Below are 13,121 nucleotides of genomic sequence, written 5' to 3' on the forward strand. Positions count from 1 at the left end.
CCGGGGGAGGACGCCGTGGACGGATCTGGAGGGGTCGGCGCACGGGCGCGGGCCGTGGGCACGCTGCTGGCCGCCTGGGCGCTGCTCTGCGGCTGCACCGCGGCGGTCGGCGAGGAGACCACGCCGCGGCCGGTCCCGCGCGAGTCGGCCCCGCAGGTCCAGCGGGACCGGCCGGGCCAGACCCCCCAGCCCGACCTGGCCGGGTCCCGCCCCGACATCGTGATGGTCCTGATGGACGACTTCTCCATGGACCTGCTGCCCACGATGCGCAGCGCCCGCCGGATGAGCCGGACCGGCGCGGGCTACGACCACTTCGTCGTCGACTCGCTGTGCTGCGTCTCCCGCGCCAGCCTGATGACGGGGCAGTACCCGCACCAGACGGGGGTGCGCACCAACACCTCCGAAGGCCTCCTGCCGTACGGCGGCTACCCGGCCTTCGCCCGCTACGGCAACGGCCCGCGCAGCGTCAACGTGCGGCTCCAGCAGACCGGCTACACGACCGCGTTCGTCGGCAAGTACCTCAACGAGTTCGAGTACGTGCCCGGGGTGCGGGACGCCCCGCCGGTGCCGCCGGGCTGGTCGCAGTTCCACGTCCTCTTCGGGTCGGCGTACGACGGGTGGGGCTTCGACAGCACCGCGCTGGTCGACGGGGCGCTGCGGGTGCGCTCCCACCCGGCCCCGCCCGCCGGGTCGCCGACGGCGGTGCTCGACGCGGCGTACGCCGGGCAGGTGGTCGAGGACTACGCGCTCGACTTCATCGCCGGCCAGCGCGGCTCCGCGGACCCCTACTTCCTGCAGGTCGCCCCGTACGCCCCGCACAACCGGGTCAACCCGGAGGGCGCCTACCCCGGCGACCCGGTCTTCCCGGCGGCCTTCCGCGACCGTCCGGGCGGGCGGAAGGCGGGCGGCGACTGCGGCCGGGTCGCCTGCTCCTCGCTGACCGTGAAGGACCTGCCCGGGTTCGGCGACAACCGTCGCGACAACGTGCCGCGGACCCGCGCCGGCAAGCGCGCCCGGGCCTGGAACACCATGCGCCCCCTGGCTGCGGGCGGGGCGACCGCCCGGCTGCGCGACCGCGCCCGGATGGTGCAGTCGATCGACCGGACGGTCAGCCGGATCCTGCGGGCCGTCGACGAGGACACCCTGGTGGTCCTCACCTCCGACAACGGCTTCCACCTCGGCCAGCTGGGGCTGGGGATGGGCAAGGGCACGGCGTACGACACCGACGTGCGGGTGCCGCTGCTGGTCACCGGCCCCGGCGTCGCCCCCGGGCAACGGCAGGGGCTGACCAGCAACCTCGACCTCGCGCCCACCTTCGAGGAGCTGGCCGGCCTGACCCCGGCGCCCTATCGGTCCGGGCGCTCGCTGGTCCCGAGCCTGGCCGACCGCACGGCCCCCACCGGCGACCACGTCTTCTTCGAGCACACCACCGGCACCGCCGGCGGCGATCCCGACCGGGCGTTCACCGGTGGCGAGCTGATGCGGATCCCGAGCTTCGTGGCGGTCCGCTCGCGCGAGGCTCTGCTGGTGCGCTCCGACCTGGACCCCTCACCGGACAGCGTGCGGCACGGCTACGAGCTCTACCCCTACGACAAGCACCCGTGGGAGAAGAAGAACAAGTACGGCGTCCGCAAGTACGCCGGGCTCCAGCGTGACCTGATGCGCCGGCTGCGGGACTTCGACCGCTGCACCGGCGTCACCGGCGACGCCCCGGTGCCCGCCCGCTGCCGGCGGCTGACCGGCACTCCGACGTCCTAGACTCCTGGCCCGTGAAGGCCTACGACCCGTTCAAGCGCGCGATCGACCTGGTGGTCGGCGGCGTCGCTCTCGTCGCCTCCCTGCCCGCGCAGCTGCTGATCGCAGTCCTGGTGCGCACGCGGCTGGGATCTCCCGTGCTCTTCCGCCAACCGCGCCCGGGCAAGGACGAGCGAGTCTTCGAGCTCGTGAAGTTCCGCACCATGCTCGAGCCGGACGAGGCCCGCGGCCTGGTGACCGACGAGCAGCGGATGACGCCGTTCGGCTCGTTCCTGCGCGCGACCAGCCTGGACGAGCTCCCGACGCTGTGGAACGTGGTGCGCGGCGACATGAGCCTGGTCGGACCGCGACCGCTGCTCGTGCGCTACCTCGACCGCTACTCCCCGGAGCAACGCCGACGGCACGAGGTGCGCCCCGGCGTCACCGGCCTGGCGCAGGTGAGTGGCCGCAACGCGATCGGCTGGGACGCGAAGTTCGCGAAGGACGTGGAGTACGTCGACGGGCGCAGCCTGATGCTCGACCTGAAGATCCTGCTGCGCACGGTCTCCGGAGTGCTGCGCCGTGACGGCATCTCGGCGGACGGCGAGGCGACGATGAGCGAGTTCACGGGCGGGCCGACGCAGGTCTCGGAGGTGTCGGGGCATGCCTGAACTTGTCGTGGTCGGCGCGGGCGGCTTCGGCCGCGAGGTGCTCGACGTGGTGGACGCGATCGGGCCGGACTCCTGGCAGGTGGTGGGAGTGGTAGACGACGGCCCCACCGAGAAGAACCTCGAGCTGCTGGCCCGCCGAGACGTCGCCTACCTGGGGACCCTGGAGAGCCTGTTGGCCCAGCGGGATGCCGGCAGCGTCACGGCCAGCCACTACGTCGTCGGGATCGGCAGCCCGGCGGTCCGGCGTGCGGTGGCCGAACGACTCGACGCGGCCGGGCTCCAGCCCGCCACCCTGGTGCATCCGACGGTGACGACGGGGTTCGACGTCACCGTCGGTCCAGGTTCGGTGGTCTGCGCCGGGGTCCGGCTGACCACGAACATCCGCCTCGGCAGACACGTCCACCTCAACCTCAACACCACCGTCGGACACGACACCGTGATCGGGGACTACGTCAGCGCGAACCCGCTCGCCTCCATCTCGGGGGACTGCGTGCTGGAGGACGAGGTGCTGGTGGGGGTCGCCGGGGTGGTGCTGAACGGACTGACCGTGGGGCGTGGCTCGGTGGTCGGGGGCTCGGCGTGCGTGGTCAAGGACGTGCCGCCCGGCGTGGTGGTCAAGGGGATCCCGGCGCGATGAGCCGGGGTGCCGCACCGTCGGCGCACCTCAGCCCGGTCGATGTGGACCGACCGGACGTCGTGGTCGTGGACCACCACGACTCCTACACCTGGAACCTGGTGCACCTGGTCGCGGAGGTCACCGGGCGGCTGCCCACCGTGCTCCAGCACGACGAGGCGACCGCGGAGCAGGTGCTGGCCCACAGCCACGTCGTCCTCTCCCCGGGCCCCGGGCACCCGTCGGTGCTCCGGGACTTCGCCGTCGGCCGCGAGGTGCTGGCGGCGGCGAGCCGGCCGGTGCTCGGGGTCTGCCTGGGGCTCCAGGGGATGGTCACCGCGCTCGGCGGGACCGTCGACCGGGTGCCTCCCGCGCACGGGACCGTGACCCGGGTCCGGCACGACGGAGCCGGGCTCTTCACCGGGCTGCCGCAGGGGTTCGCGGCGGTCCGCTACCACTCGCTGGCGGCCACCGAGGTGCCGGACGCGCTCGCGGTCACCGCCCGGGCCGAGGACGGCACGGTGATGGGGGTGCGGCACCGGACCCTGCCCTGGCACGGGGTGCAGTTCCACCCCGAGTCGGTGCTCTCCGAGCACGGCGCCGCCCTGGTCGCCAACTTCCTCCGGGCCGCCCCGTGAACGACTCCGTGAACGACTCCGTGAGCGTTGGCGAGGAGGAGCTCTTCGCCCGGGTCGCCGGCGCCTCGCCCCGCTGCTTCTGGCTGGACGGCGGCGGGGCCCGGGAGTGGTCGGGCCGGCGCTCCGTGCTCGGCTGGCTGGAGCCGGACGACGTCTCGCTCACCTTCTCCGCCACCAGCGGCGAGGTCCGCCGGCACACCGGTGCCGGGTCGGAGGTCGTCGGCTCCGACGTCTTCGAGGTGCTCGAGGCCGAGCTCGCCGCCGGTCCGGCCGACGCCCAGTGGTTCGGCTACCTCGGCTACGCCGCGCGCCGCGACCTGCCGGCCCGGCCCGACCCCGAGCTGCCGGACGCCGTCTGGATGCGGCCCAGCCGGGTGCGGTCGATCGAGCACCCCCCGCGCACGCCCCACCCCGGCTCCCCGCCGGCACCCGTGCCCGCGGCGGTGCCCGCGGAGTACGCCGCCGCGTTCGCCCGGGTGCAGGAGGAGCTGCACGCCGGCAACTCCTACGAGGTGAACCTGACCCACCGGGTGCACGAGGCCGGGCCGGTCGACCCGGTCGCGGCGTACCGGCGGCTGCGGGCGCTGAACCCCGCGCCGTACGCCGGGTTCCTCCAGCACGACGTCCCGGGGGCGGAGGCCTGGCTGCTCAGCTCGTCGCCGGAGCGCTACGCCTTGGTCCGCCCCGACGGGTCCGGCGGCCGCGAGCTGGTGACCCGCCCGATCAAGGGGACCACCCCGCGCGGCGCCACCGCCGAGCAGGACGAGGAGCAGCGCCGCCGCCTGGCCGCCGAGCCGCGGTTCCGGGCGGAGAACCTGATGATCGTCGACCTGCTGCGCAACGACCTGGCGACGGTCTGCGAGCCGGGGTCGGTCCAGGTGCCGGCGCTGATGGAGGTGGAGTCCTACGAGACCGTGCACCAGCTGGTCTCCACCGTGCGCGGCCGGCTGCGCCCGGAGGTGAGCACGGTCGCGGCGCTGCGCGCTCTCTTCCCGGCCGGGTCGATGACCGGGGCCCCGAAGCGGCGGACGATGGAGATCATCGACGGGGTCGAGGCCACCCCGCGGGGGGCGTACGCCGGGGCGTTCGGGTGGCTGGCCGCCGACGGCCGCGCCGATCTGGGGGTGGTGATCAGGTCGCTGACCTCCGCGGGCGACGGGTGGACGGCCGGCACCGGCGGCGGGATCACCGTGCACTCCGAGGTCGGCGAGGAGCACGCCGAGGCCACCTGGAAGGCGGAGCGGCTGCTGGCCGCGGTGCAGTCGGGTCAGGCCTCCGGCGCCTGACCGGGCACCCACATCAGCAGTCGGGCCCCGCCGCCCGGAGCCTCGTCGGCGCGGACCTGCCCGGAGTGCCGCTCGACGGCCTGGCGCACGATCGAGAGACCCAGGCCGGAGCCGGGCAGCGCCCGGGCGTCGTCGGAGCGGTAGAACCGGTCGAAGACGTGCGGCCGGTCCTCCTCGGCGATCCCCGGCCCCTGGTCGTCGACGGTGAGCACGCCCGACTCCAGCCGGACCGTCACGGTCCCCTCCGGAGGGCTCCACTTGGCGGCGTTGTCGAGCAGGTTGGTCACCGCCCGCTCCAGGGCGCCGGCCTCGCCGCGCACCCGCCACGGCTCGGTGCGCACGTCGAACCGGGCCGACGAGCGGCGACGCACCCGGGCGACCGCGCGGTCGACCACCTCGGCGAGGTCGAACTCGGAGATGACGTGCGAGAGCGGCTCGTCGCGGGCCAGCTCGACCAGGTCGCCGACCAGGGTGGAGAGCTCCTCGATCTGGGCGCGGACGTCGTCGAGCAGCTCGGCGCGCGCCTCCGCCGGCAGGCCGTCGCCGGCCTGGCTGAGCAGGTCCAGGTTGGTGCGCAGGCTGGTCAGCGGCGTACGCAGCTCGTGGCCGGCGTCCGCGACCAGCCGGCGCTCGCGGTCCCGGGAGGCCGAGAGCGCCTGGACCATCTCGTTGAAGGCGATCGCCAGCCGGGCGATCTCGTCGTCGCCCTCGACCCGCATCGGGCGCAGGTCCTGGGTGCGGGCGATCGTCTCGACCGCCCCGGTGAACCGGCGCACCGGCCGCAGCCCGTTGCGCGCGACCAGCCACCCGGCCAGGGCGGCGACCAGCACGCCGGTGCCACCGAAGATCGACATCACCGTGCCGACCCCGCGCAGGATCTGCTGGGTGCCGGTGAGCGGCTGGAGCAGGACCAGCGCCTGGCCGGCCCCGGCAGGCACCGCCGCGACCCGGTAGTCGATCCCGCCCTGGGCCCGGATCGTGCGCACCGACTCCGCGGCGGCGCCGTCGGCGACCGCCATCTCCGGGGCGCCGAGCGCCACCCGCGGACCGTCGCTGCCGGCGGTGATCACCCGGCCGTCCGAGCGCAGGAAGGCGATCCGCACGTCCGCGGCGCCGAGCATCCACGGCGGGACCGCCCGGTCGGTCATCTCCGCCAGGGCGCTGTACGACGCCGCCTTGGTCGCCCGGTCGAGCAGCGACTCGTCGAGGTTGGACTGCAGCTGCATCCGCACGGTCAGGAAGGCGCCGGCCGCCATGAAGGCGATCGCCACGCCGACGGCCATGGTGGTCAGCAGCGCCACCCGGCTGGCCAGCGACCGGCGGTAGTGCAGGGTCTGGTTCACCACCCACTGGCGCGCGGTCATGATTCCTTCAGCACGTAGCCGATCCCGCGGACCGTCTGGATCACCCGGGGCTCCCCGCCGGCCTCGGTCTTGCGGCGCAGGTAGCCGACGTACACCTCCAGCGAGTTGGCGCTGGTGGGGAAGTCGTAGCCCCACACCTCCTCGAGGATGAAGGAGCGCTCCAGCACCCGGCGCGGGCGCCGCATGAACATCTCCAGCAGGGTGAACTCGGTGCGGGTCAGGTCGATGGTCCGGGTGCCGCGGCGGACCTCGCGGGTGGCCAGGTCCATCGAGAGGTCGCCGAAGACGAGCGTCTCCTCGTCGTCGGGGCCGGCCGGGGCGGCCCGGCGCAGCAGCGCGCGCAGCCGGGCGAGCAGCTCCTCGAGGGCGAACGGCTTGGTCAGGTAGTCGTCGGCGCCGGCGTCCAGGCCCTCGACCCGGTCGCCCACGGCGTCCCGGGCGGTGAGCACGAGGATCGGCAGGTCGTGGCCGGCGGCGCGCAGCGCCCGGGTGGCCTCCAGGCCGTCGAGCCGCGGCATCATCACGTCCATCACCACGGCGTCCGGGGCGGCGGTGGCGATGGCGGCGAGCGCCTCGGCCCCGTCGCCGGCCAGAGCCACGTCGTACCCGTTGAACTCCAGCGAGCGGCGCAGCGACTCGCGGACGGCTCGGTCGTCGTCGACCACGAGCACGCGGGGCCGGGCGGGGGCGGGGTTCTGCACGCGACCACTGTGCCACGCAGGGTCTCAGGGCCACGCAGGCTGGAGCGCACCCGCTCAGTAGCGGCGCGCCACCTCGCCGGCGCGGGCGCCGTACCCGCCGTTGAACATGCTCGCGTGCACCAGCAGCGGGAAGAGCTGGTGCAGGCCCTGCCGCTCCTCCCAGCCGGGCTCGAGCGGCTTCACCTCCTGGTACGCCGCGATCACCCGGGGGAGGTTCGGCAGGCCGAAGAGCGAGAGCATCGCCAGGTCGGTCTCCCGGTGCCCGCCGTGCGCCGCGGGGTCGATCAGGTGGGCGCTGCCGTCCAGGCCCCACAGGACGTTGCCGTTCCACAGGTCGCCGTGCAGCCGGGCCGGTGGCTCCTCGGGCACCAGCTCTGGCAGCCGGCCGACCAGCGCCTCGATGCTGCGGGCGTCCTCGGGCTCGATGGCGCGCCGGTCGCTGGCCAGCTTGAGGTAGGGCAGGATCCGGCGGGTCGCGAAGAACTCCGCCCAGGTGGGCGCGGGCTTGTTGGGCATCGGCAGCCGCCCGATGTAGCTGGTCCGACGGCCCGCGGGGCCTTCTGGCCCGACTCCGTGCGCGACGGCGCCGGCCGCGTGCGTGGTGGCCAGCCGGCGACCCAGGTCGACCGCGGCGTCGACGGAGGGACGGCCGGGCTCGATCCAGCGCAGGATCAGGCAGTCCCAGTCGACGGCCAGCACCTCGGCGGCGGGGACGCCGTCGGGCACCTCGCCCAGCCACCGCAGCCCGGCCGCCTCGGCCGCGAAGAAGCCGTCCGGCGGGTGGGGCAGCGTCTTGATCAGCGCGGTGCTGCCGTTGTTGAGCCGGAGCCGGGTGGCCATCGCGACGTCGCCGCCGGCCACCGGCGCGGTGCTGACCACCGCCGCGCCCAGGAGGGCCTCGGCGCGACGGGCGACCACGGGCAGCCGGGTCATCCTCCGGACGGCCCGCCCGGCTCGTCGGCCAGCTGCTCGGCGAGGAGGGCGACGAGGCGCGAGCTGCTGCGCTCCACCATGGCCAACACCTCCTGGAAGCCGTCGTCCCCACCGTAGTACGGGTCCGGGACCTCCGCGCCGGGCTCGTCGGGGTCGAAGTCGCGGAACATCGCCACCTGGCCGGGGTGGCCGGGCTGGTCGGCCAGCGCGAGGACGTCGCTGCGGTTGGTCGCGTCCATCACCAGCACCAGGTCCACGTCGTCGAACCAGCCGGCCTCGAACTGGCGGGCCCGGTGCCGGGAGGGGTCGTAGCCGGCGGCGGACAGGGTGGCCGCGGCGCGCGGGTCCATCGGCTTGCCCACGTGCCACCCGGCCGTGCCCGAGCTCACCACCTCGACCCGGTCGGCGAGCCCGGCCTCGGCCACCCGTGCCTCCAGGACGACGTGGGCCATGGGGGAGCGGCAGATGTTGCCGAGGCAGACCACGGCCACCCGGTAGCGGCCGGCCGTGCGGGGACGGGGAAGGGCGACGCGCTCCATCAGTCCGACAGCACGGTCTCGAAGAACCAGCCGACCACCGAGATCACGATCGACCCGCCGACCGCCGTCCAGAAGCCGTCGACGTGGAAGCCCAGGTCCATCGAGTCGGCGATCCACGCGGTGAACATCAGCAGCAGCGCGTTGATCACCACCAGGAAGAGCCCGAGGGTGAGCACGATGAACGGGAGCGAGAGCAGCTTGAGCAGGTTGCCGAGCAGGATGTTGACCACCCCGAAGATCAGCGAGACCGCGAGCAGCGGGCCGATCTTGTCCTGCAGCTCGGCGGAGAAGGGCTCCGAGGCGCCGGAGAAGGAGATGCCGTCGAAGAGCCACGCGGCGGCGGCGACGGCGAGGGCGGTGGCGATCAGCCAGGAGAGGAAACGCATGCCCCTCACCCTAGGAGACCTCAGGTGACCGCCACCGGGTCGTCGGGATGGGTGCCTCGCGCGGTCTGGGCGAGCAGGATCCCGCCCACCACCGCGAAGCAGCCGAGGACGGCGACCGGGCTCAGCGCCTCGGCGTACCAGGCCCAGCCGAGCGCCGCGGCGCCCACCGGCTCGAGCATCGCGATCGCGGTGACCAGCGTCGCCGGGATGAACCGCAGCGCCACCAGCTCGACCCCGAACGGGGCGAGCGTGCCGAGCAGGACCACCGAGGTGAGCACCACCCACAGCGGCAGCGACAGGTGGTCGAGGTTGCCCTGCAGCGAGACGCTCGCGGTGTAGTCCGCCTCGATCAGCCAGACGGGCGAGACCAGGTTCATCGCCACGGTGGCCACCGCGAACCCCCAGACCATCACCTGCACCGAGGAGAGGCCGGCATCGTGGCACGCCTCGCCGAGCAGGAAGTACGCCGCGAAGCAGACCGCGCCGCCGAAGCCGGCGACCACGCCGAGGGTGTCGAACGAGGTGCCCTTCCAGATCTCGGTGGCCGCGGCGAGGCCGGCGACCGCGAGCGCGAGGCCCACCCAGAGCCGTTGGCCGACCTGCGCCCGCTGCACGAACTTGGCCCAGAGTGCGACCAGGATAGGCGCCTGGTACTCCAGGAGGAGCGCGAGGCTGATGGTCAGCCGGTCCAGCGCGACGAAGTAGCAGAACTGGAGCAGGGCGACGCCGAAGAGGCCGAGCGCGGAGACCAGCAGCAGCTGTCGGCCCCGGGGGAGCCGGAGTGCGGAGCGCTGGAAGAGCGCGGCGATCAGCACCAGGGCGACCAGGGTGCCGGTCACCCGCAGCGAGGTGAGCTGGAGGGAGTCGATCCCGTTGCGCAGGGCGATCCGGGAGACCCCGGAGTTCAGGATGAACAGGCTGGCGCCGAGCACGACCAGGGAGATGCCGATCCGGCGCGAGGAGCCCATCTCGGCATTCTCACACCCCGCTAGGGTCGGGCGCGTGGGTGCGGGCGGGATCGGGGTCATGCTGCTCCGCGTCGGGATCGCGGGGGCCGTCGCGCTGCTGCTGTACCTGCTGCTGCGCCGCCGGACGGGCCGGTTCTCCGCGGCGTCGCTCGCGGGCCTCCTCTGGGTCCTGGCCTGCCTCGCGGTGCTCACCCTGACCCCGGCCTACGAGGTGCCCGCGGTGGTGCCGGCGGACGGGCGCTCGAGCACCTGCTCCTGGGACTACGGCGGGCCGTCGCCGGACGGGTTCTGGATCTTCGGCGGCGGCCAACGGCTGCTCAACGTCCTGGTCTTCGTCCCGGCCGGGGCGCTGGTCGTGCTGGCGGTCGCCCGCTGGCGGGCCGCCTGGGTGCTGGCCCCGCTGGGACTGCTCGGGCTGGTGGGCTACTCGGTGCTGATCGAGCTCACCCAGCTGGCGCTGGCCCGGATCGACCGCGCCTGCGACGTCACCGACGTGGTCGACAACGCCACGGGCGCCGGCCTGGGCTTCCTGGTCGGGCTGGGGGTGGCGGCCGTGCTCAGGCCCTGGCGGCGCTCACTAGGGTGACGTCCATGACCACGTCCCCGCAGCCCCGCGCGAACGTCGCCGCCATCCCGGCGTACGTCCCAGGACGGCCGCCGACCCCGCGGCCCGGGCTCACCAGCTACAAGCTCTCCTCCAACGAGAACCCCTACCCGCCGCTGCCCGGCGTCCTGGGGGCGGCGGTCGAGGCCGCCGCGGAGATGAACCGCTACCCCGACATGGGGACCGCGGCGCTCTACGAGGCGCTCTCGCAGCGGCTCGGCGTGCCGACGGACCACCTGGCCGCGGCCACCGGCAGCGTCGCGCTGATCTACCAGCTGCTGAGCGCCTTCTGCGACCCCGGCGACGAGGTGGTCTACGCCTGGCGCTCCTTCGAGGCCTACCCGATCGCGGTCACGGTCGCCGGCGCGACCTCGGTGCGCGTGCCGCTGACCGCCGACGGCCGCCACGACCTGGCCGCGATGGCCGACGCGGTCACCGAGCGGACCAAGGTGGTCCTGGTCTGCACCCCCAACAACCCGACCGGTCCCTCGGTCACCCAGGCCGAGCTCGACGACTTCCTCGCCCGGGTGCCGAGCCACGTGGTGGTGGTCGTCGACGAGGCGTACGTCGAGTTCGTCCGGATGGCCGACCCGGTCGACGGCGTCGCCACCGCGCTGGCGCACCCGCACGTGATCGTCACCCGGACCTTCTCCAAGGCCTACGGGCTGGCCGGCTTCCGGGTCGGGTACGCCGTCGCGCAGCCGCCGCTGGCCGCGGCGCTGCGGGCGGTCTCGCTGCCGTTCGGCGTCAGCCACGTCGCCCAGGCGGCGGCGATCGCCTCGCTGGCCGCCGAGGACGCGCTGCTGGAGCGGGTCGACGCCCTGGTCGCCGAGCGTGACCGGGTGCTCGCCGGCGTCCGGGAGGCCGGCTGGGAGGTCCCGGACGCCCAGGGCAACTTCGTCTGGTTCCCCGCGGGCGACCGGGCGCTGGAGCTGGCCGCGGCCGCGGAGGAGCTGGGCATCACGGTGCGCCCGTTCGCGGGCGACGGCGTACGGGTCAGCATCGGCGAGACCGAGGCCCACGAGCGGGTGATCGAGCTGGCCCGGCGGACCCGCTCGTGACCGTCCAGTAGCGGCCCCCGGTTGACCCGTCGTCTCCCCATCCGAGTTACGGTCGAGCCATGACCGACTACTGGAAGCCTGGAGAGACCGTCGTACGGCGCGAGGTGACCCGTGGTCGTCCGACGCTCGGCTACGCGGTCCGGGTGGTGCGCGACGACATCGACGTCCTTGCCACCTACCTGGCTCCCGGCTCCCAGGTGGCTCACACCTCGGAGCACCCGTGGCGGGCCGCCGGACGCGACCACGCCCCGGGCCACGGTCGTCTCACCCTCTACCGCTTCGGCGACGCCTACGCGGTCGACCTGCTGTGGGACGGGCCCGAGCGCCGGTTCGCCGGCTGGCTGGTCAACCTCGAGGAGCCGGTCAAGCGGCACGCCCACGGTTTCGACACCCGCGACCACCACGTGGGCTTCCGGGTCCAGCCGGACGGCTCCTGGAAGCTGGTCGGCCCGCGGACGATCGAGGAGGTCGACCCCGACGTCCGCGAGACCGCGAAGTCGGTGCGCTCGATGCTCGACTGGCGCAACCAGTGGTGGGAGTCCTCCTGGGCCAGCTGGCAGCCGCCCGCCGACTGGGGCTCGCTCAAGCTCCCCGAGGACTGGGCCGGGCGCGACGTCGCATGAGCGACGACCTGGCCCCGACGTACACCGAGAAGGGCAAGGCGTTCGAGCGCGACATGTCCTACATCCCCGACCGCATCCTGGCGGGGGAGCGCTCGCAGGACCCGCACGACGCGACGTACGGCGGGCGGGACGACGTGCAGGTCTGGCCGGTCGAGCCGGGGCGCTACCGCCTCGTCGCCGCTCCCGCCTGCCCGTGGGCCAACCGCAGCCTGATCGTGCGCGAGCTGCTCGGCCTCACCGACGTGATCAGCGTCGGCAAGCCGGGCCCGACCCACGACAAGCGCTCGTGGACCTTCGACCGCGACCCCGGCGGCCGGGACCCGGTGCTGGGCATGGAGCGGCTACAGGAGGCATACCTCAACCGCTTCCCCGACTACCCGAAGGGGATCACCGTCCCCGCGATGGTCGACGTGGAGACCCGTGAGGTCGTCACCAACGACTTCCCGTGGATCACCCACGACCTGTACTTCGAGTGGCGCGACCACCACCGGCCCGGCGCCCCGGACCTGTGGCCCGACGACGTCCGGGACGAGATGGAGACCGTGATGAAGCGGGTCTTCACCGAGGTGAACAACGGCGTCTACCGGTGCGGGTTCGCCGGCTCCCAGCAGGCGTACGACGACGCCTACGACCGCTTGTTCACCGCGCTCGACTGGCTCGAGGAGCGGCTGGCCGACCGCCGCTACCTGATGGGGCCGACGGTCACCGAGGCCGACGTCCGGCTCTTCACCACCCTGGTCCGGTTCGACCCCGTCTACCACGGGCACTTCAAGTGCAACCGCAACAAGCTCAGCGAGATGCCGAACCTGTGGGGATACGCCCGCGACCTCTTCCAGACCCCCGGGTTCGGCGAGACGGTCGACTTCGAGCAGATCAAGGCGCACTACTACGTGGTGCACACCGACATCAACCCGTCGGGCATCATCCCGAAGGGCCCCGACCTGGCCGGCTGGCACGCCCCGCACGGGCGCGAGAACCTCTGACTGGGTACGGCCCCGCC

General features: G+C 73.8%; 15 protein-coding genes. 9 read left to right on the forward strand and 6 right to left on the reverse strand.

What is annotated here, in order from left to right; all coding sequences use genetic code 11:
* Positions 1-15: 15 nt before the first annotated feature.
* The 5 genes from H8838_RS01510 to H8838_RS01530 are packed head-to-tail and all read left to right on the forward strand — an operon-like array spanning position 16 to position 4,942.
* Positions 16-1,758, forward strand: coding sequence for a sulfatase-like hydrolase/transferase (locus tag H8838_RS01510; protein ID WP_185995375.1), 1,743 nt, complete (start codon positions 16-18; stop codon positions 1,756-1,758).
* 11 nt (positions 1,759-1,769) lie between these two features.
* Positions 1,770-2,405, forward strand: coding sequence for a sugar transferase (locus H8838_RS01515; RefSeq protein WP_181309850.1), 636 nt, complete (start codon positions 1,770-1,772; stop codon positions 2,403-2,405).
* Entirely contained in the window at positions 2,398-3,042 is a 645-nt protein-coding gene (locus H8838_RS01520) for a NeuD/PglB/VioB family sugar acetyltransferase (protein ID WP_181309849.1), read from the forward strand. The genes H8838_RS01515 and H8838_RS01520 overlap by 8 nt, the downstream gene beginning before the upstream one ends.
* Complete coding sequence (locus H8838_RS01525; protein ID WP_185995374.1) at positions 3,039-3,656, forward strand: anthranilate synthase component II; 618 nt, start codon at positions 3,039-3,041, stop codon at positions 3,654-3,656. Before H8838_RS01520 ends, H8838_RS01525 begins: the two co-directional genes overlap by 4 nt.
* Before the next feature lie 20 nt (positions 3,657-3,676).
* Positions 3,677-4,942 (forward strand): anthranilate synthase component I family protein, encoded by a 1,266-nt coding sequence (locus H8838_RS01530; protein WP_224766318.1) that lies wholly within the window; start codon positions 3,677-3,679, stop codon positions 4,940-4,942.
* Here the strand turns inward: H8838_RS01530 and H8838_RS01535 are convergent.
* The 6 genes from H8838_RS01535 to H8838_RS01560 are packed head-to-tail and all read right to left on the reverse strand — an operon-like array spanning position 4,924 to position 9,833.
* Positions 4,924-6,306 (reverse strand): HAMP domain-containing sensor histidine kinase, encoded by a 1,383-nt coding sequence (locus tag H8838_RS01535; protein ID WP_181309847.1) that lies wholly within the window; start codon positions 6,304-6,306, stop codon positions 4,924-4,926. The two genes, H8838_RS01530 and H8838_RS01535, sit on opposite strands and share 19 nt — an antisense overlap.
* Positions 6,303-7,007, reverse strand: coding sequence for a response regulator transcription factor (locus H8838_RS01540; RefSeq protein ID WP_181309846.1), 705 nt, complete (start codon positions 7,005-7,007; stop codon positions 6,303-6,305). Before H8838_RS01540 ends, H8838_RS01535 begins: the two co-directional genes overlap by 4 nt.
* Before the next feature lie 54 nt (positions 7,008-7,061).
* Complete coding sequence (locus H8838_RS01545; protein ID WP_185995372.1) at positions 7,062-7,940, reverse strand: fructosamine kinase family protein; 879 nt, start codon at positions 7,938-7,940, stop codon at positions 7,062-7,064.
* A complete protein-coding gene (locus H8838_RS01550) occupies positions 7,937-8,479 on the reverse strand; it encodes a low molecular weight protein-tyrosine-phosphatase (protein WP_185995371.1) in 543 nt (180 codons plus the stop codon). The genes H8838_RS01545 and H8838_RS01550 overlap by 4 nt, the downstream gene beginning before the upstream one ends.
* Positions 8,479-8,865 (reverse strand): phage holin family protein, encoded by a 387-nt coding sequence (locus tag H8838_RS01555; RefSeq protein ID WP_181309843.1) that lies wholly within the window; start codon positions 8,863-8,865, stop codon positions 8,479-8,481. The genes H8838_RS01550 and H8838_RS01555 overlap by 1 nt, the downstream gene beginning before the upstream one ends.
* A 20-nt stretch (positions 8,866-8,885) precedes the next feature.
* Entirely contained in the window at positions 8,886-9,833 is a 948-nt protein-coding gene (locus tag H8838_RS01560; RefSeq protein WP_185995370.1) for an EamA family transporter, read from the reverse strand.
* Positions 9,834-9,867: 34 nt separating this feature from the next.
* On the opposite strand from H8838_RS01560, the gene H8838_RS01565 reads away from it, so the two are divergent.
* Genes H8838_RS01565 through H8838_RS01580 form a run of 4 tightly spaced genes read left to right on the forward strand, consistent with a single transcriptional unit; the run spans position 9,868 to position 13,104 of the window.
* Complete coding sequence (locus H8838_RS01565; protein WP_185995369.1) at positions 9,868-10,419, forward strand: VanZ family protein; 552 nt, start codon at positions 9,868-9,870, stop codon at positions 10,417-10,419.
* Positions 10,420-10,424: 5 nt separating this feature from the next.
* Positions 10,425-11,498: a histidinol-phosphate transaminase gene (hisC, locus tag H8838_RS01570; protein WP_185995368.1), complete on the forward strand. Its 1,074-nt coding sequence runs from the start codon at positions 10,425-10,427 to the stop codon at positions 11,496-11,498.
* Between the two features lie 59 nt (positions 11,499-11,557).
* The gene (locus H8838_RS01575; protein WP_185995367.1) at positions 11,558-12,121 is read left to right on the forward strand and encodes a DUF402 domain-containing protein; all 564 of its coding nucleotides are present in this window, start codon (positions 11,558-11,560) and stop codon (positions 12,119-12,121) included.
* Positions 12,118-13,104: a glutathione S-transferase family protein gene (locus H8838_RS01580; protein WP_185995366.1), complete on the forward strand. Its 987-nt coding sequence runs from the start codon at positions 12,118-12,120 to the stop codon at positions 13,102-13,104. Before H8838_RS01575 ends, H8838_RS01580 begins: the two co-directional genes overlap by 4 nt.
* Positions 13,105-13,121 lie beyond the last annotated feature (17 nt).

Source organism: Nocardioides campestrisoli (assembly GCF_013624435.2).
Taxonomy (GTDB): Bacteria; Actinomycetota; Actinomycetes; order Propionibacteriales; family Nocardioidaceae; genus Nocardioides; species Nocardioides campestrisoli.

Bases quoted from the DNA above. Each gene is read 5' to 3' on its own strand.
- H8838_RS01525 (WP_185995374.1), top strand. From the start codon at position 3,039: ATGAGCCGGGGTGCCGCACCGTCGGCGCACCTCAGCCCGGTCGATGTG.
- H8838_RS01560 (WP_185995370.1), bottom strand. From the start codon at position 9,833: ATGGGCTCCTCGCGCCGGATCGGCATCTCCCTGGTCGTGCTCGGCGCC.
- hisC (WP_185995368.1), top strand. From the start codon at position 10,425: ATGACCACGTCCCCGCAGCCCCGCGCGAACGTCGCCGCCATCCCGGCG.
- H8838_RS01575 (WP_185995367.1), top strand. From the start codon at position 11,558: ATGACCGACTACTGGAAGCCTGGAGAGACCGTCGTACGGCGCGAGGTG.
- H8838_RS01520 (WP_181309849.1), top strand. From the start codon at position 2,398: ATGCCTGAACTTGTCGTGGTCGGCGCGGGCGGCTTCGGCCGCGAGGTG.
- H8838_RS01545 (WP_185995372.1), bottom strand. From the start codon at position 7,940: ATGACCCGGCTGCCCGTGGTCGCCCGTCGCGCCGAGGCCCTCCTGGGC.
- H8838_RS01550 (WP_185995371.1), bottom strand. From the start codon at position 8,479: ATGGAGCGCGTCGCCCTTCCCCGTCCCCGCACGGCCGGCCGCTACCGG.
- H8838_RS01580 (WP_185995366.1), top strand. From the start codon at position 12,118: ATGAGCGACGACCTGGCCCCGACGTACACCGAGAAGGGCAAGGCGTTC.
- H8838_RS01535 (WP_181309847.1), bottom strand. From the start codon at position 6,306: ATGACCGCGCGCCAGTGGGTGGTGAACCAGACCCTGCACTACCGCCGG.
- H8838_RS01555 (WP_181309843.1), bottom strand. From the start codon at position 8,865: ATGCGTTTCCTCTCCTGGCTGATCGCCACCGCCCTCGCCGTCGCCGCC.